The organism is Ruegeria arenilitoris (assembly GCF_013032445.1).
GTDB classification, from domain to species: domain Bacteria; phylum Pseudomonadota; class Alphaproteobacteria; order Rhodobacterales; family Rhodobacteraceae; genus Ruegeria; species Ruegeria arenilitoris_F.
The window spans coordinates 20,066-42,300 of sequence record NZ_WQCA01000019.1 but is presented as its reverse complement, the minus strand read 5'-3'; the positions used below and the strand labels follow the sequence as shown (position 1 = coordinate 42,300).

The 22,235-nt window shown below is 59.2% G+C and carries 21 protein-coding genes; 6 read left to right on the top strand and 15 right to left on the bottom strand.

The window, feature by feature from the left end:
* Window positions 1-116: 116 nt before the first annotated feature.
* Window positions 117-527, top strand: a complete 411-nt coding sequence (locus GOW98_RS21100) for a SufE family protein (protein WP_170335756.1) — start codon at window positions 117-119, stop codon at window positions 525-527.
* A gap of 6 nt (window positions 528-533) precedes the next feature.
* On the opposite strand, the gene GOW98_RS21095 is transcribed toward GOW98_RS21100, so the two are convergent.
* Window positions 534-1,199, bottom strand: a complete 666-nt coding sequence (locus GOW98_RS21095; RefSeq protein WP_170335754.1) for a DUF1638 domain-containing protein — start codon at window positions 1,197-1,199, stop codon at window positions 534-536.
* A gap of 101 nt (window positions 1,200-1,300) precedes the next feature.
* Window positions 1,301-1,999 (bottom strand): corrinoid protein, encoded by a 699-nt coding sequence (locus tag GOW98_RS21090; RefSeq protein ID WP_170335752.1) that lies wholly within the window; start codon window positions 1,997-1,999, stop codon window positions 1,301-1,303.
* A gap of 301 nt (window positions 2,000-2,300) precedes the next feature.
* Here GOW98_RS21090 and GOW98_RS21085 point away from each other — a divergent pair, with 301 nt between their 5' ends.
* A complete protein-coding gene (locus GOW98_RS21085) occupies window positions 2,301-3,365 on the top strand; it encodes a PA0069 family radical SAM protein (protein ID WP_170335750.1) in 1,065 nt (354 codons plus the stop codon).
* A 50-nt stretch (window positions 3,366-3,415) separates the two neighbouring features.
* Here the strand turns inward: GOW98_RS21085 and gltA are convergent, their stop codons facing one another.
* Window positions 3,416-4,708 carry a citrate synthase gene (gene gltA / locus GOW98_RS21080; protein WP_170335748.1) on the bottom strand — a complete coding sequence of 431 codons (1,293 nt, stop codon included), beginning with the start codon at window positions 4,706-4,708 and terminating at the stop codon, window positions 3,416-3,418.
* Between the two features lie 121 nt (window positions 4,709-4,829).
* On the bottom strand, window positions 4,830-6,230 hold the full coding sequence (gene gltX, locus GOW98_RS21075) for a glutamate--tRNA ligase (RefSeq protein ID WP_170335745.1): 1,401 nt from the start codon (window positions 6,228-6,230) through the stop codon (window positions 4,830-4,832).
* A gap of 78 nt (window positions 6,231-6,308) precedes the next feature.
* Between gltX and GOW98_RS21070 the strand changes: the two genes are divergently transcribed.
* Window positions 6,309-8,360 (top strand): ComEC/Rec2 family competence protein, encoded by a 2,052-nt coding sequence (locus GOW98_RS21070; RefSeq protein WP_170335743.1) that lies wholly within the window; start codon window positions 6,309-6,311, stop codon window positions 8,358-8,360.
* On the opposite strand, the gene lexA is transcribed toward GOW98_RS21070, so the two are convergent.
* From lexA to GOW98_RS21040, 6 genes are all read right to left on the bottom strand, one after another.
* Window positions 8,354-9,052: a transcriptional repressor LexA gene (gene lexA / locus GOW98_RS21065; RefSeq protein ID WP_170335740.1), complete on the bottom strand. Its 699-nt coding sequence runs from the start codon at window positions 9,050-9,052 to the stop codon at window positions 8,354-8,356. The genes GOW98_RS21070 and lexA overlap by 7 nt on opposite strands.
* Before the next feature lie 78 nt (window positions 9,053-9,130).
* Window positions 9,131-10,303 (bottom strand): molybdopterin molybdotransferase MoeA, encoded by a 1,173-nt coding sequence (locus GOW98_RS21060; protein ID WP_170335738.1) that lies wholly within the window; start codon window positions 10,301-10,303, stop codon window positions 9,131-9,133.
* Window positions 10,300-10,773 carry a cyclic pyranopterin monophosphate synthase MoaC gene (gene moaC, locus GOW98_RS21055; RefSeq protein ID WP_170335736.1) on the bottom strand — a complete coding sequence of 158 codons (474 nt, stop codon included), beginning with the start codon at window positions 10,771-10,773 and terminating at the stop codon, window positions 10,300-10,302. The genes GOW98_RS21060 and moaC overlap by 4 nt, the downstream gene beginning before the upstream one ends.
* On the bottom strand, window positions 10,773-11,585 hold the full coding sequence (gene trpC / locus GOW98_RS21050; RefSeq protein ID WP_170335734.1) for an indole-3-glycerol phosphate synthase TrpC: 813 nt from the start codon (window positions 11,583-11,585) through the stop codon (window positions 10,773-10,775). Before trpC ends, moaC begins: the two co-directional genes overlap by 1 nt.
* Window positions 11,582-12,601, bottom strand: a complete 1,020-nt coding sequence (trpD, locus tag GOW98_RS21045) for an anthranilate phosphoribosyltransferase (RefSeq protein WP_170335731.1) — start codon at window positions 12,599-12,601, stop codon at window positions 11,582-11,584. Before trpD ends, trpC begins: the two co-directional genes overlap by 4 nt.
* On the bottom strand, window positions 12,598-13,179 hold the full coding sequence (locus GOW98_RS21040; RefSeq protein ID WP_170335729.1) for an anthranilate synthase component II: 582 nt from the start codon (window positions 13,177-13,179) through the stop codon (window positions 12,598-12,600). The genes trpD and GOW98_RS21040 overlap by 4 nt, the downstream gene beginning before the upstream one ends.
* Window positions 13,180-13,338: 159 nt before the next feature.
* Between GOW98_RS21040 and GOW98_RS21035 the strand changes: the two genes are divergently transcribed.
* The gene (locus GOW98_RS21035) at window positions 13,339-14,829 is read left to right on the top strand and encodes a divergent polysaccharide deacetylase family protein (protein WP_367646879.1); all 1,491 of its coding nucleotides are present in this window, start codon (window positions 13,339-13,341) and stop codon (window positions 14,827-14,829) included.
* A 46-nt stretch (window positions 14,830-14,875) separates the two neighbouring features.
* Here GOW98_RS21035 and trpE read toward each other — a convergent pair whose 3' ends face one another.
* From trpE to fabI, 5 genes are all read right to left on the bottom strand, one after another.
* On the bottom strand, window positions 14,876-16,387 hold the full coding sequence (gene trpE / locus GOW98_RS21030; RefSeq protein ID WP_170335727.1) for an anthranilate synthase component I: 1,512 nt from the start codon (window positions 16,385-16,387) through the stop codon (window positions 14,876-14,878).
* A gap of 12 nt (window positions 16,388-16,399) precedes the next feature.
* A complete protein-coding gene (locus GOW98_RS21025) occupies window positions 16,400-18,241 on the bottom strand; it encodes a peptidyl-prolyl cis-trans isomerase (protein WP_170335725.1) in 1,842 nt (613 codons plus the stop codon).
* An 80-nt stretch (window positions 18,242-18,321) separates the two neighbouring features.
* Window positions 18,322-19,497 carry an aminotransferase gene (locus GOW98_RS21020; protein WP_170335723.1) on the bottom strand — a complete coding sequence of 392 codons (1,176 nt, stop codon included), beginning with the start codon at window positions 19,495-19,497 and terminating at the stop codon, window positions 18,322-18,324.
* Window positions 19,498-19,524: 27 nt separating this feature from the next.
* On the bottom strand, window positions 19,525-20,034 hold the full coding sequence (gpt, locus tag GOW98_RS21015) for a xanthine phosphoribosyltransferase (protein ID WP_170335721.1): 510 nt from the start codon (window positions 20,032-20,034) through the stop codon (window positions 19,525-19,527).
* Window positions 20,035-20,038: 4 nt separating this feature from the next.
* Window positions 20,039-20,845, bottom strand: a complete 807-nt coding sequence (gene fabI, locus GOW98_RS21010) for an enoyl-ACP reductase FabI (RefSeq protein WP_170325040.1) — start codon at window positions 20,843-20,845, stop codon at window positions 20,039-20,041.
* Window positions 20,846-20,980: 135 nt separating this feature from the next.
* On the opposite strand from fabI, the gene pdxH reads away from it, so the two are divergent.
* Together pdxH and GOW98_RS21000 are read left to right on the top strand one after the other, a co-directional pair.
* Window positions 20,981-21,586, top strand: a complete 606-nt coding sequence (gene pdxH, locus GOW98_RS21005) for a pyridoxamine 5'-phosphate oxidase (RefSeq protein WP_170335787.1) — start codon at window positions 20,981-20,983, stop codon at window positions 21,584-21,586.
* A 142-nt stretch (window positions 21,587-21,728) separates the two neighbouring features.
* Window positions 21,729-22,235, top strand: coding sequence for a cold-shock protein (locus GOW98_RS21000; RefSeq protein ID WP_217359677.1), 507 nt, complete (start codon window positions 21,729-21,731; stop codon window positions 22,233-22,235).

Below are 22,235 nucleotides of genomic sequence, written 5' to 3'. Positions count from 1 at the left end.
TTCCTGCAATGGGTTATCGCAAAATCCTCTGTTTGAAAAGCCACGCTTGGGGGTGGACAGGCGCAGGTTGGAGGCATAGGTCACAGATGTGATCGCAACAAAAGGACCGCCGCAACATGGCCACGCCTGCCTTTGAAGAAATCGTCGAGGATTTCGAGTTTCTGGAGGACTGGGAAGACCGGTACCGCCACGTCATTGATCAGGGCAAGGCGATGGAGCCGCTAGATGACGCGCTCAAGGTACCAGCCACCAAGGTTCATGGCTGCGCCAGTCAAGTCTGGCTGCACCCGATCATCGAAGGCGGTGTCTTTCGTTTCGATGGTGACAGCGACGCATTGATCGTGCGGGGGCTGATCGCGGTTTTGCGGTCGCTGTATAACGGCCTGCCGGTCGCCGAGGTTCCCACGGTGGACGCAGGGGGTGAACTGGCGCGGTTGGGCCTGAACGATCACTTTTCGGCGCAGCGCTCGAACGGGTTGCGGGCGATGATCGAACGCATCCGAGACGTCGCGCAGGAAAACGCCTGACGCGGATCAATCCGCCGGTTTGCGGGTTGCCCAATCAGTCAGGGTGGATTCCAGATCGCCATAACCGGTAAAGCGGCGTTCGAACTCCAACCCCATCCGCTCGGCGCATTCACGAGCGCGTTCGGTCAGGTCCGGATCGTCGATCTGTGCCTGATAGACCAGCTTGGTGTAATTGCCAAAATACATGTCACGCAGTTCAGGGTGCCGGTCGAGTCCCAAGGGTTTCCAGACAAAGGCATCGAACTGCCGTGCCAGAAAATCGGTCAGGTAAAAGGCGGTGGTCTCATCCTCGCCCCGGGCCTCAAAGGCCTGATTTCCTTCGAAGAAGGAATAGCAGTGGGGACCTTTGACCATCTCGACGCCCAATTCCGCGCAGGCTTTTTCCAGCAGACCGCCGGTGCCGCAGTCGGCGTAAACGACAAAAATCTGGTCGTACTGATCGCGATGCTTGGCGACCGCGTCCTGAACCGCTTGAGTAATCCTTTCCGGGTGCACATGCAGAATCGCCGGCAGGCAGGTCAGGGCTATGTGATCCCAGCCGTTTCGTCGCTTCAGATCCAGAATCTCACGCGCAAGCGCGCCGCAGGCCAACAGCAGAATCTGCCCCTGCGTGTCAGAAGCGTAGCCCTTGGTCGTCAGGCTGGCATCGTCCGGCAATTTGTCCTGCTGCATTGGGTGCCCCTCGGAAGATATGCGACAGATAGTGTGGCTTGCAGAAACAAAAAAGGGCCGCCCGATAACCGGACGGCCCCTGAACAGTCTAACGTGTCCGATCAGCCGGCCAGTTGGTTGTGTTTGCGCGAAACGAAGTCCTTGGCCATTTCCACGGCCACGGCTGCGTCACGGCAGTAACCGTCTGCACCGATCGCTTTGCCGAACTCTTCGTTCAGCGGCGCGCCGCCAACCAGAACGATGTACTCTTCGCGCAGGCCTTGCTCGACCAGGGTGTCGATCACGACCTTCATGTAGGGCATGGTCGTGGTCAGCAAGGCCGACATGCCCAGAATGTCGGGCTTTTCGGTTTCCAGCGCTTCCAGATAGTTTTCGACGGGGTTGTTGATGCCGATGTCGACAACCTCGAAACCGGCGCCTTCCATCATCATCGAAACAAGGTTCTTGCCGATGTCGTGGATGTCGCCCTTCACGGTGCCAATGACCATCTTACCAACGCGCGGTGCGCCGGTTTCGGCCAGCAGCGGCTTGAGGATAGCCATGCCGCCCTTCATTGCGTTCGCGGCCAGCAGAACTTCGGGGACGAACAGGATGCCGTCGCGGAAGTCGTGGCCAACAACGGTCATACCGCCAACCAGAGCTTTGGTCAGGATGTCATAGGGGGTCCATCCGCGCTCCAGCAGGATGTTCACACCTTCTTCGATTTCTTCTTTCAGACCGTCGTAAAGATCGTCGAACATCTGTTCGACAAGTTCTTCGTCGTTGAGTTCGGACAGGACGATGTCTTCTTCGTCGGACATGGGGCGCTTCCCTGAGCTGTGCGGACCATCGGCCCGTGGTGGCATTTTTGCCGTTTTGGCCAAATCGCCGCAGTTTGACTGTGACGATTGCGACCTCAGTGGTTTCGAGACCGACCTATACGTCAGATTTTTGCACGGCTCGACAGAATTTTCTGCAAGATCATCCTGCATCCTGTTCATTTTCCGTTGCCGCCTGTCTTGCCGGGACCAAGTGGCTGAATTCTACGCGAAACTGTAAGGCCTGCTTGTCGGATCACGCAATGGTATGTATATCTTGAGCGAGAACATAACGGGAACGAGCATGTCTGCACCGCATATCCGGGGCCGGGGGGCCGTCACAAACACAGCAGGCCGGTTCGAGCAATTCGACACCGTGCCCTGCGATGACGGTTGGGAGATTGAAGAGGATACCCCGCCATTGCGAACCGATGTCAGGGATGAGGTCGCACGCAGCCTGATCACCTATAACCGCTCGCCGGCCCTGCCATTTGATCGATCCATCAACCCGTATCGCGGGTGCGAACATGGTTGCGTGTATTGCTTTGCGCGCCCGACTCACGCCTACCTCGGACTGTCGCCGGGTTTAGATTTCGAAACCCGCCTGATCGCTCGCCCGAACGCGGCTGATATCCTGCGCAGAGAGCTTTCGTCCAAAGGCTACAAAGTGGCGACTATCGCTTTAGGAACCAATACGGACCCTTATCAGCCGGTTGAGAAAAACCGCAAGATAACAAGAGATTGCCTTTCGATTTTACAAGAGTTCCGACATCCGGTCGGCATTGTTACCAAGGGAGCTTTGATCGAGCGGGATCTGGATATTCTGGCACCTATGGCGGCCGAAGGATTGGTCCGAGTGGGGATTTCACTGACCACGCTGGATGCGGATCTGTCCCGCCGGATGGAGCCACGCGCGCCGTCGCCTCGACGGCGGTTGGGCGTCATTCGCCGCCTGACCGAAGCGGGAGTGCCGGTGCGGGTCATGACTTCCCCCGTGATCCCGGGGCTCACGGATCATGAACTGGAGCATCTGCTAGAGGCGGGCAGGGACGCAGGCGCCGATGCCGCCAGTTGGATCATGTTGCGTCTGCCGCGCGAAGTGTCGGACCTGTGGCAGGACTGGCTGAAGGATCACGAGCCCGCGCGAGCCGAAAAGATCATGTCCAAGCTGCGCGAAATGCACGGCGGCCGCGACTATGATCCGCGCTGGGGTCACCGGATGCGCGGCGAAGGTGAGTATGCGGGGCTGATTGCCAAGCGGTTCGCGCTGGCGGTCAAACGTCTGGGATTGGCGACGCGCACACCGCCATTGCAATGCGATCTGTTTGCCCGCCCAGCCCAAATTGGCGATCAGTTGAGCCTGCTGTAACAAAAAAGCCCCGGACGTAGGTCCGGGGCTTTGGCATTCAATCGCAGCGATCAGCGGTTTTCGATGTCCACATAGTCGCGCATGGTCTCGCCCAGATACAGCTGACGCGGACGACCGATCTTGTTCTGAGGATCGGCAATCATTTCTTTCCACTGGCTGACCCAGCCAACAGTGCGCGACAGGGCAAAGATCGGGGTGAACATCGAGGTCGGGAAGCCCATCGCCTCGAGGATGATGCCCGAGTAGAAGTCCACGTTCGGGAACAGTTTCTTTTCGGCGAAATACGGATCTTCCAGCGCTTCACGCTCAAGTTCCTTGGCGACCTGCAGTTTCGGGTTGTCTTCGACGCCCAGCAGATCCAGCACTTCGTCGGCCGATTGCTTCATTACCTTGGCGCGCGGGTCGAAGTTCTTGTAGACGCGGTGGCCAAAGCCCATCAGGCGGAACGGATCGTCCTTGTCCTTGGCGCGGGCGATGTATTCGGGGATACGATCCACCGAGCCGATTTCCTCCAGCATTTCCAGACATGCCTGGTTAGCGCCACCGTGCGCCGGTCCCCACAGACAGGCGATGCCAGCTGCGATGCAAGCGAACGGGTTTGCACCCGAGGACGACGCCAGACGCACGGTTGAGGTCGAGGCGTTCTGCTCGTGATCGGCGTGCAGGGTAAAGATGCGGTCCATTGCACGGCTGAGGATCGGGTTGACCTCATATTCTTCAGCCGGAACGCTGAAGCACATGCGCAGGAAGTTCGACGCATAGTCCAGGTCGTTGCGCGGATACACGAAGGGCTGACCGGTGTGATACTTGTAGGCCCAAGCCGCAATGGTCGGCATCTTGGCGATCAGACGGTGCGAGGCGATCTCGCGCTGGCGCGGGTCTGAAATATCGGTCGAGTCGTGGTAGAAGGCCGACATCGCGCCGACAACACCCACCATGATTGCCATCGGGTGCGCGTCACGACGGAAGCCGCGATAGAAATACTGCATCTGCTCGTGCAGCATGGTGTGCTTGGTGATCGTGGTTTCGAACTTTTCCAGATCCTTGGCGACAGGCAGCTCTCCGTACAGCAGCAGGTAGCAAACCTCGAGGAAGTGAGATTTCTCGGCCAGTTGGTCGATCGGATAGCCGCGGTGCAGCAGCTCGCCTTTTTCACCGTCGATATAGGTGATGGTGCTGTCGCAGCTGGCGGTCGAAGTGAAACCGGGGTCATAGGTAAACACACCAGCCTGACCATAGAGCTTTCGGATGTCGATTACGTCGGGCCCTGCGGTCGGCGAATGAACCGGCAACTCGTATGTTTCACCATTAACTGTCAGAGTGGCTGTTTTGTTGTCGGTCATTATTGTCCCTTCCTCGTTCATGCGCGTGCCGAAACAGTAATCGGCTGTGCGGTCGGCGGTCGTGCACGGATGTGCTGACCGGGTCGTAGCGGAGCAGCGTTACCTGAATATGAACCCAGGATCAGTTTGCTGCGTCTGAAAGCCGCGCCAGGGTTTCGTCGCGCCCCAGCACAAGCATCATGTCAAAAACCGAAGGTGTTACTGCGCGACCTGCCAGTGCCGCCCTGAGTGGGCCGGCCAGCTTGCCAAACTTGATCCCCTGCGCCTCAGCAAAGGCGTTGAGGGCCTCCTCCAGTTCGTTCCGCGACCAGCTAACATTTTGCACGTGCGGCGTCAATTCTTTCAGTATACCGTCGGATACAGATTGTAGCGCCTTGGCCGCTTTCTCGTCCGGTTCAATGGGGCGAGAAATCAACGCAAAGTGAGCTTTTTCAAGGAGTTCCGGGAATGTACGGGCGCGGTCCTTAAGACAATACATCGCACGTTCCAGATCACCGGATTGTGTCGCGGTCAAAGGCGGGAGTACCGCTGCTTTCAGATAAGCTTCGATTTCTTGCTGCAGTGCAGCGTCGTCTGAAATCGCAATATGTTGCCCGCAGAGATTTTCAAGCTTTTTCAAATCGAAACGAGCCGGACTTTTACCAATTCCGTCCAGATCGAACCACTCTTTCGCCTGTGCATCGGTAAAGAATTCGTCGTCGCCGTGGCTCCAGCCGAGACGGGCCAGATAGTTGCGCATACCTGCCGCGGGGTAACCCATCGCCTGATATTCCTGTGCGCCCAATGCGCCGTGACGTTTCGACAGTTTCTTGCCGTCCGGCCCGTGAATCAGCGGGATATGCGCCCAGACTGGCACGTCCCAGCCCATCGCTTCATAGATCATCATCTGGCGCGCGGCGTTGTTCAGGTGGTCATCTCCTCGGATCACATGGGTCACTCCCATGTCGTGATCGTCCACCACAACCGCCAGCATATAAACCGGAGTGCCGTCCGAACGCAGCAAGATCATGTCGTCCAATTGGTCGTTGCGGATGGTCACGTCGCCCTGCACCTGATCGCGGATCACGGTCGAACCATCTTGCGGGGCCTTGATGCGGATCACAAAAGGCGCGTCCGGATGGGTTGCCGGGTCGGCGTCGCGCCAGGGGCTGCGGAACAGTGTCGATTTACCCTCGGCCCGGGCCTGTTCGCGGAAGTCGGAGATCTCGTCTTGCGACGAAAAGCACTTGTAGGCTTTACCCTCGGCCAGCAGGTGATGGGCCACTTCGGCGTGGCGGGCGGCACCCTCGAACTGGCTGATCATGTCGCCATCATGGTCCAGACCAAGCCATTCCATGCCCTGCAGGATCGCCGCAGTCGCCTCGGGGGTTGAGCGTTCACGGTCAGTGTCTTCGATCCGCAAAAGGAACTTGCCGCCACGCCCACGGGCATAGAGCCAGTTGAACAGCGCGGTGCGGGCACCGCCGATGTGCAGAAAGCCGGTGGGCGAAGGGGCGAAACGGGTGACGACCTGATCGGACATTGTGTGGATTAACCTTTTGGTAACCGTGTCTGGCATAGTTTGGCGTCTGTCTAACGAGCCCGAAGGACGGGGGCAACCATGCGTGTTCTGGCACGGGTCGAGGCCGCATTGACGAACCAGACGGGGTATTTGTTCCAGTGGTCTCCGGTCTGTCTTGCGGTTGGTATTGGTCTGTACTTCAGTCTCCGGTTTGAACCGGGCTGGCAGGTGTATTCGTGCCTGCTGGCGCTGATGTTGGGTCTTGTCTGGACCAGTCGCAAGATGCGAACCGGTTGGGCCGCGTTGGCAATGGGAGGCGCGTTGATCGCGGCAGGCTTTGGACTGGCCGGCGCGCGGGCCCATTCGGTTGCAGAGCCGGTTCTGTCCTGGCGATTTTACGGCCCGATCGAGGGGCGTGTCGTAGCCATGGACCGCTCTGCCTCGGACGCGTTGCGGGTGACGCTGGACCAGGTGCGCATAGGGGATGTGCCCAAGGACCGCCGACCGCAGCGCGTCCGACTTTCCTTGCATGGCGAACCGGTCTCACTTTCGCCGGGCCAAAGAATCATGACCACAGGCCACCTGTCGCCGCCACAAGGCCCGGTCGAGCCTGGAGGGTTCGATTTCCGCCGTCATGCCTGGTTTCAGCGTCTCGGTGCAGTCGGTTACACCCGCGTTCCGGTGATGACGGTCGCGCGCCCAGAAGCGGCGACCGAAGGGGTACGCGTTCCGGCGTTGCGGATGGCGATTTCCGAGCGGGTTCGTTCGATTCTTCCCGGTGAGATCGGCGGGTTCGCAGCCGCTGTCACAACCGGCGACCGCAGTGGCATGGGGCAGGAGACGCTAAAATCACTGCGCGCATCGAACCTTGCACATTTGCTGGCCATATCCGGTCTACACATGGGGCTGCTGACCGGGTTTGTGTTTCTGATCTGCCGATTGGCCTTGTCCGCCATTCCGACCTTGGCTTTGCGCATGCCCGTGCGCAAACTGGCGGCGCTCTGCGCGCTTGTCGCGGCCGTCATCTATTTGATGCTGTCCGGCGGTAACGTCGCCACCGAGCGCGCCTTTGTCATGGCCAGCGTGATGCTGGGGGCTATCCTGATCGGCCGTCGCGCAATTTCCCTGCGAGTTGTTGCGGTGGCTGCTTTGATCGTTTTGGTGCTGCGCCCCGAATCTTTGCTGAGCCCCGGGTTCCAGATGTCGTTTGCTGCAACAACTGCGCTTGTCGCCGTGTTTGGGCAATTGCGGGACTATGGGCCGATGCCGGGGGCGAAATGGACGAAACCTGTGCTGGGGTTGTTATTGTCGTCAGCCATTGCCGGTCTGGCAACAGCGCCGATCGGGGCGGCGCATTTCAACACGATGTCTCACTACGGACTGCTGGCCAACATGCTCTCGGTTCCGGTGATGGGAACGGTTGTTGTACCGGCAGCCTTTGTCGCGGCGTTGTTGACCCCGTTCGGGTTGGAGGCCCTTGCGTTGCATGTCATGGGATTGGGGTTGCGGTGGATATTGAGCGTTTCGGACAAGGTCTCGGGTTTGGAGGGCGCGCAAGGATTTGTCGTCAGTCCACCGCATTATGTTTTGCCGATGTTTGCCCTCGGTGCTTTGTGGCTGGCGCTGTGGCGCGGGCGGGCGAAATGGATCGGAGTCGCCCCGGTAGCGGCGGCCTTTTTGTTGTGGGGGCAGGGACAGCGGCCCGATGTTCTGATCGCGGATTCTGGTGGATTGGTGGGCGTCATGACTGAAAACGGTCGCGCGCTCAGCAAGGAAAAAGGCAGCGGGTTTATTGCGACCGTTTGGTTGGAAAATGACGGTGATGGCGCAGATCAGGCTAGTGCCGCCCGACGCTGGCCCGACACGTCGGGCGCGACTCAGCGTTATGTCTGGAAGGGCAAGGAACTGGTCCACGTGACCGGAAAACGTGCGGCACAAGGGTTTCAGGAATGCCGAAAGAATCAGATCGTTGTCTCGGCAGTTCCTTTGGATTTGGCCGGAGATTGTGGCCTCTTCGACCCGGAGCGCCTGAAAGAAACCGGAAGCCTTGCTTTGTCCGGTGGCGATATAGAAACCAGCCGAGAGACCATCGGTCACCGATTATGGTCCCCGGAAAAGGCTGGGAACCATCGTTCCAAACAAGCTCAGTAGCTGCGGATCAGTCCGACCAACCGGCCCTGAACCTTGACCTTGTCCTCGGGCAGAACGCGTGCCTCATAGGCGGGGTTCGCGGCCTCGAGCGCGATGGCGTTGCCGCGGCGGAAGAACCGTTTCAGCGTGGCTTCCTGATCCTCGACCAGCGCCACAACGATGTCGCCGTTGTCCGCCACTCTGGTTTCGCGGATGACCACAACGTCGCCGTCATTGATACCCGCGTCGATCATCGAATCTCCGCGAACTTCCAGCGCGTAATGCTCACCTTTGCCCGAGACCATGCTGCCCGGAACGGCAACACGGTGTGATACGTGGCTGATCGCCTCAATCGGGACACCTGCCGCGATGCGCCCCATCACAGGCAATTCCATGGCGTCCACGGTGACCGGTTCGAAATTCGCTGGGCGGGGTCCTTCGGGCCTGTCGCCCTCGATAACACGCGGCTTGAACGCGGCGGTGGGTTCACCGCCCAGGCTTTCGGGCAGTTTGACAATCTCAATCGCGCGGGCGCGGTGGGCGAGGCGGCGGATAAAGCCGCGTTCTTCCAGCGCGGTAATCAGGCGATGGATACCGGACTTGGACCGCAGGTCCAGTGCAGCCTTCATTTCGTCGAAACTGGGCGGAACGCCGTCCGCCTGAACGCGTTTGTGGATGAATTCCAACAAATCCAACTGTTTCTTGGTCAGCATTGCTCACACCTCGTCGGTCATGCGTTTTCTTTTGTTCTACGCATGTTCACGTTTTGTGTCAACGGATTTGAACGCTGCTTAGATCGGCAGGTACAGCACCTCATCCCCGGCGGGGCGCGCGGGATCGTGCGGTTCGCGCACCAACAGAGCATTGGCCTGCGCCAAAACACTCAGCAGAGAACTGTCCTGATCGGCACAAGCGCGAATGCCCGTGTGGTCCAATATCGCGCGCATATAGTGTTCGCGCGGGCCGTTTTCGCCAATTGGTTCAGCCAGACGGGCCCGCTGAAATGGGGTCAGAGCCTGCTCAACACCCAACATGCGGCGCACCATAGGGATCAGGAAGAGATAGCCGCAAACCATTGCACTCACAGGATTTCCCGGCAGGCCAACCATTGCGGCATCGCCCATCCGACCGGCCATCAGAGGTTTACCCGGGCGCATCCGTATTTTGTAGAACGACCGTTCCATCCCCAGCGATTGCGAGACTTCGGCGACCAGATCATATTCACCAACTGAGGCACCGCCGATAGTAACAACCAGATCGGCGCCCTTTGCCAGCCCAAAGGCGGTTTCAAGCGAGGCGACGGTGTCCCGCGCAATCGGCAGAATTCGCACCTGCGCGCCTGCGTTTTCCAACAGGGCTTTCAGGCCAAAGGTGTTCGAGGCGATGATCTGATCGGGGCCGGGGGTTTCGCCTGGCATCACCAGTTCGTCCCCGGTCGAGATCAGCGCAACAACGGGTTTGCGCGTGACCGGCACGGCCGGAATGTTCATGGCCGCCATCAGCGCCACGTCCTCGGGGCGCAGAACGCGCGGCGCCGAGATCTTCGTCCCGGTTTGAAAATCGATACCGGCTGGGCGGATATTGGTCTTCGATCCGGGCGCATCGGTGATTGTCAGCAGATCGCCACGACGGTCGGTATCTTCCTGAATAACAACAAAATCGGCACCTTCAGGCACTGGTGCGCCTGTAAAGATGCGCACAGCTTGACCTGGCCCGACAGTGCCTTGGAACCGACGACCAGCAGCGGATTCTCCGATGACCTTAAACATTGCGTGCTGTTCGACTTCGGTCGACTTCAGCGCATAGCCATCCATCGAAGACGCGGCAAAAGGCGGTTGATCGCGGGTGGCGCTGACGTCCTGCGCCAGCACGCGCCCAGCAGCGTTAGCAGGCGGAACCGATTCAACGTTCAGCGGAGAAACAAGATCAAATAGCAGCGCCCGGGCGTCTTCGACTGTAATCATTTCGCCTCATAACGTCCTGATTTGCCTCCATCTTTCAGCAATACCCGGATGCCGCCGATCTCCATGGCCTTATCGACCGCCTTGGTCATGTCATAGACGGTCAGCGCAGCGGTTGAGGCAGCGGTCAGCGCCTCCATCTCAACCCCGGTTTGCCCCGAGGTTTTGACGGTTGCCTCAATCTGAACGCCGGGCAGGTCGGGGTCCAGCGTCAGCTCAACGGCAACCTTGGTCACCGGAAGCGGATGGCACAGCGGGATCAGATCGGGCGTCTTTTTTGCCCCCATGATTCCCGCCAGGCGCGCAACGCCCAGAACGTCACCTTTCTTGGCGCGGCCTTCGGAAATCAAATCAAAGGTTTCCTGCGCCATTTTGATATGGGCGGCGGCAACCGCCACCCGGTCGGTGACGGCCTTGTCCGACACATCAACCATGTGCGCCTGTCCCTGAGCATCAAAGTGGGTCAGTGGCATCACATCACTCCGGGGATCAGCGGGTTTGCCAGCAATTGACGTGTTGCGGTCGAGACATCGTCCTGACGCATCAGGCTTTCCCCAATCAGAAAGCAACGCGCGCCATAGCGGGCGATATCGGCCAGATCTTCGGGCGTGCTCAGACCGCTTTCACATACGATGGTCCGGTCACCCGGAACCAGCTTCGACAACCGGCGCGTGGTATCAAGCGAGGTCTCGAAGGTCTTGAGATTGCGGTTATTTATCCCGATCAGAGGGCTTTTCAACTGCGTTGCCCGCGCCAATTCAGCCTCGTCATGTACTTCGATAAGAACGTCCATGCCCCAATCAAATGCAGTTTGCTCCAACTCAGCCGCCTGTCCATCTTCGACCGAGGCCATGATGATCAGAATGCAGTCCGCACCCAAAGCACGCGCCTCGATCACCTGATAAGGGTCGTACATAAAATCCTTGCGCAGTGCGGGCAGGGATGTGGCTGCACGGGCTTCGGTCAGGTATTCCTTGGCACCCTGAAAACTAGGCGTGTCTGTCAGAACCGAAAGGCAGGCCGCGCCGCCGTCTTCATAGGCTTTGGCCAGTGTGGGCGGGTCGAAATCCGGGCGGATCAATCCTTTGGAGGGGCTGGCTTTTTTGACTTCGGCGATCAGACCATAGCCCTTGCGCGTGGCAGTTTGCAGGGCGGCAGCAAAGCCGCGGACCTCAGGGGCAAACCTTGCCTCACCTTCCAGAACGTCCAGAGGTTTTTCTGCCTTGTCGGCGGCAACCTCCTCCAGTTTGTAGGCTTTGATTTTGTCCAGTACCGTCTCTGTCATGCGGCCTCCTGAGTCATTCGGGCCAGTGCGGCGATTTTTTCTTTGGCTTTTCCGCTGTCTATGCTTTCGACGGCTTTGGCAACCCCGTCCTTAAGGTCAGTGGCCGCGTCCGCAACCACCAGAGCGGCGGCGGAATTCAGAAGAACGGCGTCACGATAGGCCGAGGGCTGCCCGTCCAGCAGCGCGCGGAAGGCAACGGCGTTTTCTTCCGGCGTGCCGCCGAGGATATCCTCGAACGGGTGAACCGGCAGGCCCGCGTCTTCGGGGTGAAGTTCAACCTCTTTAACAACCCCGTCTTCAAGAGCGGCAACCCAACTGATTCCGGTGATGGTCAATTCATCCGTGCCATCGGATCCGTGCACCAGCCATGCGCGATCAGAACCGAGCAGACCCAGCGTTTCGGCCATGGGCCGGATCAACTCGCGGCTGAACGCTCCGGTCAGTTGGCGTTTTACACCGGCGGGGTTGGTGAGCGGTCCGAGGATGTTGAAAATCGTGCGGGTCCCAAGCTCTTGCCGGGACGGCATGACATGGGCGATAGCCGGGTGGTGCATCGGCGCCATCATGAACCCGATACCGACCTCTTCCAAAGCGTTTTCAACCACGTCGGGGCCAACCATCACGTTGATTCCCAGCTGACCCAACGCGTCCGCAGCACCGGATTTCGAGCTGAGATTGCGGTTGCCGTGTTTGGCCACGGTCACACCGGCCCCGGCCACGACAAAGGCCGTGGCGGTCGAGATGTTCAGCGTTCCCTTGCCGTCACCACCGGTGCCGACAATGTCCATCGCACCGGCAGGCGCGGTGACTGCGTTGCATTTCGCGCGCATCACTGCAGCGGCAGCGGCGTATTCGTCGACCGTTTCACCGCGCGTGCGCATTGCCATCAACAACCCGCCGATCTGGCTGGGCGTGGCTTCGCCGTCAAACAGGATGCCAAAGGCCTGTTCGGCCTCGTCGCGGGTCAGAGGCCGGTCGGCGGCGGCTCCGATCAGCGGTTTCAGAGCGTCGCTCATGCGGGTACTTTCATCTCGGACAGGAAATTCTTGAGCAGGGCGTGGCCGTGCTCGGAGGCGATGGATTCCGGGTGGAACTGAACACCATGAATGGGCAGCTCTTTGTGCTGCAGACCCATGATAGTGCCGTCTTCCAGCTCAGCCGTGATCTCAAGGCAATCGGGCAGGGTGGCGCGATCAACGATCAGCGAATGATAACGGGTCGCTTCGAACGGCGTGGGTAGACCTTCAAACAGGCCTTTCCCGGTGTGATGCATGGTGCCCATCTTGCCATGCACGATTTCATGGCAGCGGATGACGTCGCCGCCAAAGGCCTGCCCGATGGTCTGGTGACCCAGACACACACCCATCAGCGGCGTCTTGGTCTCTGCCGCAGCCTCGGTCAGAGCCAGACAGATTCCCGCCTGATCGGGATCACAGGGGCCGGGGCTTAGCAGGATGCCTGCCGGGTTCATGGCCATGGCTTCCTGAACATCTAAGGCATCATTCCGCCGAATGACCATTTCGGCGCCAAGTTCGCCTAAATAATGTACCAGGTTGTAGGTAAACGAGTCGTAGTTGTCGATCAGCAGCAGCATTTGGGCACTTGTCTCGGCTTGGGCATTTCGGGCTGGCGATACAACCCCGGGCCACGGTATAATGTCGGGACATACATGCTCAGGCTTGCGCGGCAGCGTCAAGGGGACATCCCGTTCTTGGCGCTGCGGTAAGCAAATGCCGCAGCAGACGGCGGACATGTGATCGAAGCAGGACCAGAACGAGAGGCAATTGTTATGGGCGGATTTGTCGGTGGAATGATCGTGGGAACGGTCGTTGTGCTCGTGTTGGGGGCTGTGTTGTCTCTGAACACGCCTCTGACGAACAAAACGGAAGTGGCTGTGACCGCTCCGGAACCCGAAACAGCAGAGGTTCCCGACACCACTGTAGATGCAACTGATACGGTCGGGGATGCCGATCTGTTGGACCTGCCGCCAACCGCTCCCGATTCCACCATCGAACAGAACGATACCTTGGCCGAATTGTCCGGTGTTGAGATTGAACCAGAAGCCCAACCCAAGGTGAAAGAGCCTGCGGCACAGGTCGACGAACCGACTGCGGCCCCTTCAGTTCCGGTCGCCGTTTCAACAGAGGCTCCTGTCGCGCCTCAGGCACCACCGACGGCACAAGGAGCTCCTGATGCCGAGGTCCTGCCCGAAGTTTCGCTGAACGTACCAGCCCCTCTGCCAGAGCCGGTTGTCGAGGAAGAAGCGCAATCGGAACTTGCCAAAGTTGAACCTCAACCTGTCCCTCAGGGCGCGGAAGCCGAAACGCAACCCGAACCTCAAGCGGCTGAAGTGGAAGCGAATGAAAACCCCTTCGTGGACAGCCCGATTGCCGTTGAAGGAGACGAGGACACAGCGCCGCGAAATCTGCCACGGATTGCGTCGGTTCCCCAAATCGGAGGGGAGGAGGCCGCGTCCGCTTCTCCGACCGTCGGCACGCGTGTCGTACCACTAACCGAACGAGACAACGCTGCTCCGGTCACTGAAACCGACACGGAAGAGGTTGCCCCCGGCAAACCGATCGAGGCCTATGCGGCTTCCTTCGAAAACCCAGAAGCCAAGCCCTTGATGTCGATTATCCTGATCGACGATGAGGGTGCCTATGGGGCTGAGGCATTGCAAGATTTCCCGTACCCGCTGAGCTTCGCGGTCAGCCCCTCTGATCCGGAGGCCGTAGAAAAGATGAACAGGCATCGCGAGGCCGGTTTTGAAGTTCTTGCTCTGGCCGATCTACCCGAAGCTGCAAGCGCGCAGGATGCCGAAGTATCGTTGGCCGTATGGCTGGACACGCTGCCGGAAACGGTTGGTATTCTCGAAGGTGTAGATTCGGGCATTCATGGCAACCGTAAACTGGCCGATCAGGTGGCCGCGATTGCGGGCGGCACCGGGCGAGGCCTGATCACGCAAGATAACGGGCTGAATACCGTGCAAAAGCTGGCAGCGCGGAATGGCGTGCCATCCGGCGTGATCTTCCGAGATATCGATGGAGCGCGTCAGGATCCCAAGATTATGCGCCGCTTTCTGGATCAGGCCGCGTTCCGCGCCGGACAGGAGGGCGCGGTGGTAATGCTAGGCCGTCTGCGTCCGGACACGATCTCGGCCCTATTGCTGTGGGGTCTCGAAGATCGTGGTAACCGAGTCGCGATGGCGCCAATTTCCGCAGTGATGATGACGGAAGTTCGGTAAGCTGAGACACTATTATACGGCTGGCCAATAAGGTCAGCCGCTAATTTTAGCTGTTGCCAGAATCCGTAAATCGGGCGGCATCCGCGGCGGCCCGTCGGATAGCGTTCGATTTGTGGACGGTCTCCATATATTCGTATTCTGGGTCACTGTCGTAAACGACACCGCCACCAGCCTGAATATACAGTTTGTGATCCTTCACGATGGCCGTTCGCAGCGCTATGCACATATCCATGTCGCCACCAGCACTGAAGTAACCAACGCCGCCGCCATAGACGCCGCGTTTTTCCGGCTCCAGCTCATCGATGATCTCCATCGCACGCACTTTGGGCGCGCCCGAGACGGTGCCCGCAGGCATCCCGGCAAAGAACGCGTCCAGCGCGTCTTTGTCCTCGGCCAGCTCTCCGATCACGTTGGACACGATGTGCATCACGTGGCTGTAGCGTTCGATGATGAACTCTTCGGTCGGGCGGACTGTCCCGATTTTGGCTACGCGACCGGTGTCGTTGCGACCCAGATCCAGCAGCATCAGGTGCTCGGCCAGTTCTTTCTTGTCGGCGAGCAGATCGGCCTCGTTGGCCTTGTCTTCTTCGGGCGTCGCACCACGCGGGCGGGTGCCAGCGATCGGGCGGATTGTAACCTCATCACCGAAGACACGCACCAGAATCTCGGGGCTGGCGCCCACGACCTGAAATCCGCCAAAGTTGAAATAGAACATGAAGGGCGACGGGTTGGTGCGCCGCAGAGACCGGTACAGGGCAAAAGGCGGCAGCGGGAAATCCTGCGTCCAGCGCTGCGCCGGGACCACCTGAAAGATGTCGCCCGCGCGGATATATTCCTTGGCCTTTTCAACCGCTTCCATATAGCCGGACTTTGTGAAGTTCGACACCGGCGGCGCGACTTCGGAGGCATCACCCAGATCGCGAGTCTCGGCGGGCATGGCGCGTTCCAGATCGCGCACGGCGTCCATTACACGCTCAGCCGCCTGTGCGTAGGCGGCTTTGGCTGATTGCCCTTCGGCGACCCAGGCCGGAGAGACGACAGTAACTTCGCCTTTGACACCGTCCAGAACAGCGATCACCGACGGGCGCAGCATGATCGCATCGGGTAAGCCCAGCGGGTCGGGGTTCACGTCCGGCAGGTATTCAACCAGTCGAACCATGTCATAGCCCAAATAGCCAAACAGCCCGGCCGCGGCTTGCGGCAGGTCGTCGGGCAGTTCAATCCGGCTTTCGGCCAGCAGCGCGCGCAGGTTGTCCATAGGGTCGCCGTCCTGCGCGTCGAATGCCTCGGCATCAAAACGGGCAGTGCGGTTCAATTCTGATGTTTCCCCGCGGCACCGCCAGATCAGGTCGGGTTTCATGCCGATGATCGAATAACGCCCGCGGATTTCTCCGCCGGTCACCGATTCCAGCATGAACGCGTCTTTCTGCGCGCCCGTCAGCTTGAGCATCAGGGACACGGGTGTATCCAGATCAGCAGCCAAACGGGTGTAGACGACCTGATTTTCGCCAGCCTCATAGGCGCGGGCGAAGCTGTCAAACTCGGGTGTCAGGGCCATATTCGGTCTCTTTTAGTAGCTTGACTGCACGGCGTTCAGCGCGCGCTGATCAACCACCGGGCGGGCGCGTGTCTGTGCGTCGCGCACATAGGCGTCGAAAATGTTCTGGGCCAGTGCCTGATTCAGCTGCGCCTCAAGCGCGGTCTGAGCTTGACGCAGTTCGTCCGTCTCAGCAGGCGGCAACAATTCTTCCAGACGGACGACAAATGCGGAACCGTCGCCCGGGACAACGCGCAGTTCGCCGGGTTCCATTTCGAACACCTGCACCATGAAGTCCGTGGGCACATCGTCCAAAAACGCAGTGCGGGTCAGGGCGTTTTCCACGCGGAAGGGCAAGCCTGTGGTGGTGAAATCACCATCCGCTTTCAATTGCTCCAGAACGGCATTGGCCTGTTCCTCCAGCGCCCTGTTTGTCTCGGTCTGGGTCCATGCAGCCACCACGCGTTCGCGGGCGCCATCCAACGGCTCGGGTCGCTGAGGCAGAACTTCGTTCAGGCGTAACGCAAAGATCGAACCGTCTTCGAGGAACGCAACCTCGGGGAAATCGCCTTCGTTTATGGCTTCGGCAGCGGTGCGGAACCCGTCATAGGCAGCAACGCCATCATCGCTTTGGCGTGTCCAGTCGATCTGGCCCAGTTCCATCTCGGTCTCAGAGGTCAGCTCTTCCAAAGTGGCCCCACCAGCGAGCATGTCATTGATGTCTTCGGCCTGCGCCTCGATCTGACGGCGGGCACGGTCCGAGGCGAGTTCCTCGCGCAGGGCCGGGGCGGCGTCCTCGAAAGAGGTGTTGTTTTCGGCCAGCGACCCGTTGATGCGGAACAGCGCGGGACCGAAGGTCGAGGGCAGCGGGCCAACCACGGCATCTATGTCGGCGGCAAAGACAGCATCGGCCGCCTCGCCAAGATCTTCGCGGGTGACGTCACCAAGGTCGATATCGCTCAGTTCCAACTGGCGATCTTGCACCAGCTGTTCAAACGTGGTGCCACCGACCTCAAGCTGAGCCTTGGCGCTTTGCGCGGCTTCCTCGTTCGGATAGGTGAGACGCTCAACCAGACGGCGTTCGGGCTGGTGGAATTCCGAGGCGCGTTGATCATAGAGGCGACGCACCGAGTCCTCGTCGACATCGACAGTGTCCAGCAGCATTTCGGGCGACAGGATCGCGTAGGTCAGTTGCTTAGTGCGGGGCAGGGTGAACTGGTCCGTGTTCTCGTCATAGTAGGCCTGCACCTGTTCGTCCGTTGGTGCTGCGACAGGGACGGCCAAGGCATCCGGTCCAAGCGTGGCTACGGTAAAGCTGCGGCGCGCGCCGACATAATCGGTCAGCACTTGCGTCAGGACCGAAGGCATCTCAACCCCACTAACCACCGCGTTTTGCACGATGGTGCGCGAGGATTCCTTGCGCAGGTCCGATTCGAACTCGGTATCCGTCATCCCGACTTGGTCCAGTTGGAACTGATAGGCGTCTCGGTCGAAAGTCCCATCGACGCCCTGAAAGGCTGGAATGGCGACGATCTCTTGTTGCAGGTTCTCGTCGCCAATCGAAATGCCCAGCTCGCCAACTTCGTTGTCCAGCGCGGCCAGAGCGGTCAGGCGCGAAAGGGCCAACTGATCCAGACCGAACTCATGCGCCTGCGACATTTGCAGGGGCTGCCCGGTTTGGCTTTCGACCGCGCGGATTTCACGCTGCAGTTCGCGGACATATTCGTTGATCGAAACCTCTTCGTTCCCCACCTGCGCAACGGTGCGCACGGTGCCGGTCAGGCTGGTTGCGCCAAAGCCCGCAAGGCCCAGCATCAATAGGCCCATGAGAATCCAGACAAAGGTCTTCGATAGGTTTTTCATGCCTGCGGCCATGGTGCCCTCTTATTGATGTAGCAAGTTACTGCCCTGTCGGTTGCGGCCCTGAATACGATGCACGCCGCCGGGGGGCAAGCTCAGAAGGACAGGGCCTGCAGCCGGTCGAACAATTGAGCGATTCCGGCGCGGTCGAGATTGGCAAACGCAATGCGAACCTGACGTTTTCCGGCCGGGTCATCCGCGGGCATGAACATCGTTCCAGGCAGCAGCAGGATACCGGCCTCGGGCACCAGACGGAGGGCCAGTTCGTCCGAAGGGATGTCGAACGGATGCTCGAAATAGGCGAAATAGGCGCCCAGCCCCAACAGGCGCCAGCCCTTGTCGGTCAGCCGGGGCAATTCTTCTTGAATAGCGGCGCGGCGGTCGAGGATTTCAGCGCGCTCTCCGGCCACCCATTGCGATAGGTTTTTCATCCCCCAGAGTGCTGCGAACTGACCGATTTGGCTAGGACAGATCGCTACTGTGTCCAGAAACTTCTCAATCTCGGCCAGAAGGTCCGCACCGGTTGCGATTGCGCCGACGCGGTGGCCGGTCAAGCGATAAGCCTTCGAGAAGGAATAGAGGTGGACCAGCGTATCCTGCCAATTTGGCTGGCTGAACAGATCATGTGGCGGGCCGCTGCGGCTGTCGAAATCGCGATAGGTTTCATCGACCAGCAGCCGAATACCCGCCTCGTGCGCCAGATCATAGAAGGCGCACACCAATTCCGCCGGGTATTCCACACCGCCCGGATTGTTCGGAGTGACCAAAGCGATGGTGCGGGTCTTGTCGGTGATCAAAGAGCGAGCCACTTCGGGGTCGGGCAGCAGATCATCACCGGTTGCCAATGCGACCGCGCGAACTCCCTCCATATCCAACCACATTTTGTGATTGAAATACCAAGGGGTTGGCAGGATGACCTCGTCCCCTTCATCGGTGATTGCCGTGATCGCCGCCGCAAAAGCCTGATTACAGCCAGAGGTGATCGCAACCTGATCAACCGCAACCTCAGCTTCGTAATGCTTGTTGATTTGCGTCGCCAGCTCCGCGCGCAGGTCCGGATTGCCCAAAACCGGCCCGTACAAATGCGCGCTGTCCTCGGTCACCGCAAACTCGGCCATGGCCTGCCGCAGCGCCAAGGGGGGCGGATCAACCGGCGCGGCCTGACTGACATTGATCAGAGGCCGGTCTTCAGGAAAGGCCACGCCTTCCAGCCAGCGCCGCGCCTCCATCACCGGAGGGGCAAAGGTGGCGGCGGTGCGTGTTCGGTTCATGCGTGGTCCTGGTTGTTCAGAAAGGTGTCAGTCGGTGCCGCGATAGGGCTCAACATATTGCAGGGCCATATCCCACGGGAAGAAGATCCACGTATCCTGGCTGACCTCGGTGATGAATGTGTCCACCATCGGGCGGCCTTTAGGCTTGGCGTAGACGGTGGCGAAATGCGCCTTGGGGTACATCGCGCGTACAAGTTCCAGCGTTTTGCCGCTGTCGACCAGATCGTCGATGATCAGAACGCCTTCACCATCGCCCATCAGATCGGCGTCGGGAGCTTTCAGCACCTCGGCTTCACCCTGCGACTGATGGTGATAGGATCGCACGCTGATCGTATCCACGGTGCGGATGTCCAACTCGCGGCTGACAATCATCGCGGGGGCCATGCCGCCACGCGTGATGGCGACAACGGCGCGCCATGCGCCGTCATCGGGGCCTTGCCCGTCCAAGCGCCACGCCAAAGCGCGCGAGTCGCGGTGAATCTGGTCCCAGCTGATGTGAAAGCCTTTTTCGTGGGGCAGGCGGTCTTTGGCGCTCATTGAATCAACCCTTTTCAACGTCCGGGGCATCGACGGCCTTCATGCCGACGATGTGATAGCCCGAATCCACGTGCAGATTCTCACCGGTGACGCCGCTGCTGAGATCAGACAGCAGATACAGCGCCGACTTGCCCACATCGTCGATGGTCACGTTGCGGCGCAGGGGCGAGTTATACTCGTTCCACTTCATGATATAGCGGAAGTCGCCAATGCCGCTGGCGGCGAGGGTCTTAATCGGGCCAGCCGAGATAGAGTTTACGCGGATACCATCCTTGCCCAGATCCTCAGCCAGATATTTGACCGAAGCTTCCAGCGCGGCTTTGGCAACGCCCATCACGTTGTAGTGCGGCATCACCTGTTCGGCGCCGTAATAGGTCAGGGTAACGGCGCTGCTGCCTTCGGACATCATCTTTTCGGCGCGCTGCATTACAGCGGTGAAGGAATAGACCGACACGTCCATGGTCAGCTTGAAATTCGCGCGGCTGGTGTCGACATAGCGACCGCGCAGCTCGTTCTTGTCGGAAAAGCCGATCGCGTGAACGATGAAGTCCAGCTTGCCCCATTTCTCTTCCAGTGAAGAGAACAGCGCATCAATCGACGCTTCGTCGCTTACATCGCAGGGCAAAACGATTTCGCTGCCCAGTTGTGCCGCCAACGGATCGACACGTTTTTTCAGAGCATCGCCCTGATAGGAAAAGGCAAGTTCGGCTCCGGCTTCGGATAAAGCGCGGGCAATTCCCCATGCGATCGATTTATCATTGGCCAGTCCCATGATGAGGCCGCGCTTTCCGGCCATCAACTGATTTGACATGTTCGGTTCTCCGCCTGTCTTCGCGTCATGTTGAGTTGGTTTATGCCATTGGATGCGCTGCTTCAAGGCCACGAACTCTTGCCCACAGCGGGTTCTCGCCCTAGGGTAGTTAACAAAAGTTTCCGGGGGATGGAAATGATCGAGCGAGGTGGCATTTTTGCCGGCTCTGATCCGTTTGAAATTTCGGGTCGGTGGTTGGCCGAGGCCAAAGACAGCGAATTGAATGATCCCAACGCAATAGCGTTGGCTACCGTGGACCCGGACGGCATGCCGAATGTACGCATGGTGCTGTTGAAAGAGATCGAGCCCGATGCCTTTGTGTTTTACACCAACTACGAAAGCACCAAAGCGGTCGAGCTCGACTCGGCTGGTAAGGCGGCTTTTGTCATGCATTGGAAATCATTGCGGCGGCAAATCCGAGTTCGTGGTACAATAACTCGGGAAAACGGGCCGCAGGCTGATGAATACTATGCGTCCCGCTCGTTAAAAAGCCGTCTGGGGGCTTGGGCTTCAAGGCAATCCCAGCCTCTCAGCAGCCGGTCCGCATTGATGGCGGAAGTTGCAAAGGTGACCGCGAAATTAGGGCCGAATCCACCGCGGCCGCCGTTCTGGGGTGGATACAGGCTTGTGCCGACTGAAATTGAGTTTTGGGCCGACGGTGCGTTTCGACTGCACGACAGGTTTCAGTGGCGTAGGGATCAGGTAGGTTCGGCGTGGGAAGTGCAGAGGTTGAATCCATGACGTTCGCGTATCGTGAAATGCAACACGCAGAAAACAAAGGTTTTTTTCAGCTTGAATTTGCGTGTCAATCCCATACACATCGGACCCTTAACGAACTGTTAAAATTCGCGATGGGAAAACCGTGCCAGAAGATCTGAACAACATGTACCGCGTCCGTGGACACGTAAAATGGTTCGACCCTGCCAAAGGGTACGGGTTCGTTGTGTCTGACGAAGGCGGCCCGGATATTCTGTTGCATGTGAACGTGTTGCGCAATTTCGGTCAAAGCTCTGTCGCGGACGGAGCTGGGATTGAGATCATGACGCACCGCACCGATCGCGGTGTTCAGGCGGTTGAAGTCATCAGCGTTGACCCACCCGTACGGACCGACTCGATGATGCTGGCGGATTTTGCCGAGCTTGATCCGGTTGTGATCGCCGAGGCACCGCTGGAAGCGGCTCGGGTAAAATGGTTCGATAAAGGCAAGGGATTTGGTTTTGCCAACGTTTTTGGGCGCGGCGAGGATGTGTTTCTGCATATCGAAGTGTTGCGCCAGTCCGGTCTTGCGGACTTGCAACCGGGTGAGGCGTTGGCGATGCGCGTTATCGACGGGAAACGCGGGCGTATGGCCGCTCAGGTCATGGCCTGGGAAGCGGCATTGGACGACTGA

Excerpts from the sequence above, each read along its gene's own strand:
- GOW98_RS21025 (WP_170335725.1), bottom strand. The coding sequence starts at position 18,241 with ATGGCCGCAGGCATGAAAAACCTATCGAAGACCTTTGTCTGGATTCTC.
- trpD (WP_170335731.1), bottom strand. The coding sequence starts at position 12,601 with ATGAGCGACGCTCTGAAACCGCTGATCGGAGCCGCCGCCGACCGGCCT.
- GOW98_RS21100 (WP_170335756.1), top strand. The coding sequence starts at position 117 with ATGGCCACGCCTGCCTTTGAAGAAATCGTCGAGGATTTCGAGTTTCTG.
- gpt (WP_170335721.1), bottom strand. The coding sequence starts at position 20,034 with ATGAGCGCCAAAGACCGCCTGCCCCACGAAAAAGGCTTTCACATCAGC.
- GOW98_RS21020 (WP_170335723.1), bottom strand. The coding sequence starts at position 19,497 with ATGAACCGAACACGCACCGCCGCCACCTTTGCCCCTCCGGTGATGGAG.
- moaC (WP_170335736.1), bottom strand. The coding sequence starts at position 10,773 with ATGCCACTGACCCACTTTGATGCTCAGGGACAGGCGCACATGGTTGAT.
- GOW98_RS21000 (WP_217359677.1), top strand. The coding sequence starts at position 21,729 with ATGTACCGCGTCCGTGGACACGTAAAATGGTTCGACCCTGCCAAAGGG.
- gltA (WP_170335748.1), bottom strand. The coding sequence starts at position 4,708 with ATGACCGACAACAAAACAGCCACTCTGACAGTTAATGGTGAAACATAC.
- fabI (WP_170325040.1), bottom strand. The coding sequence starts at position 20,845 with ATGTCAAATCAGTTGATGGCCGGAAAGCGCGGCCTCATCATGGGACTG.
- GOW98_RS21085 (WP_170335750.1), top strand. The coding sequence starts at position 2,301 with ATGTCTGCACCGCATATCCGGGGCCGGGGGGCCGTCACAAACACAGCA.
- trpC (WP_170335734.1), bottom strand. The coding sequence starts at position 11,585 with ATGACAGAGACGGTACTGGACAAAATCAAAGCCTACAAACTGGAGGAG.
- GOW98_RS21040 (WP_170335729.1), bottom strand. The coding sequence starts at position 13,179 with ATGCTGCTGCTGATCGACAACTACGACTCGTTTACCTACAACCTGGTA.
- lexA (WP_170335740.1), bottom strand. The coding sequence starts at position 9,052 with ATGCTGACCAAGAAACAGTTGGATTTGTTGGAATTCATCCACAAACGC.
- GOW98_RS21095 (WP_170335754.1), bottom strand. The coding sequence starts at position 1,199 with ATGCAGCAGGACAAATTGCCGGACGATGCCAGCCTGACGACCAAGGGC.
- GOW98_RS21070 (WP_170335743.1), top strand. The coding sequence starts at position 6,309 with ATGCGTGTTCTGGCACGGGTCGAGGCCGCATTGACGAACCAGACGGGG.
- trpE (WP_170335727.1), bottom strand. The coding sequence starts at position 16,387 with ATGGCCCTGACACCCGAGTTTGACAGCTTCGCCCGCGCCTATGAGGCT.
- GOW98_RS21060 (WP_170335738.1), bottom strand. The coding sequence starts at position 10,303 with ATGATTACAGTCGAAGACGCCCGGGCGCTGCTATTTGATCTTGTTTCT.
- pdxH (WP_170335787.1), top strand. The coding sequence starts at position 20,981 with ATGATCGAGCGAGGTGGCATTTTTGCCGGCTCTGATCCGTTTGAAATT.
- GOW98_RS21090 (WP_170335752.1), bottom strand. The coding sequence starts at position 1,999 with ATGTCCGACGAAGAAGACATCGTCCTGTCCGAACTCAACGACGAAGAA.
- gltX (WP_170335745.1), bottom strand. The coding sequence starts at position 6,230 with ATGTCCGATCAGGTCGTCACCCGTTTCGCCCCTTCGCCCACCGGCTTT.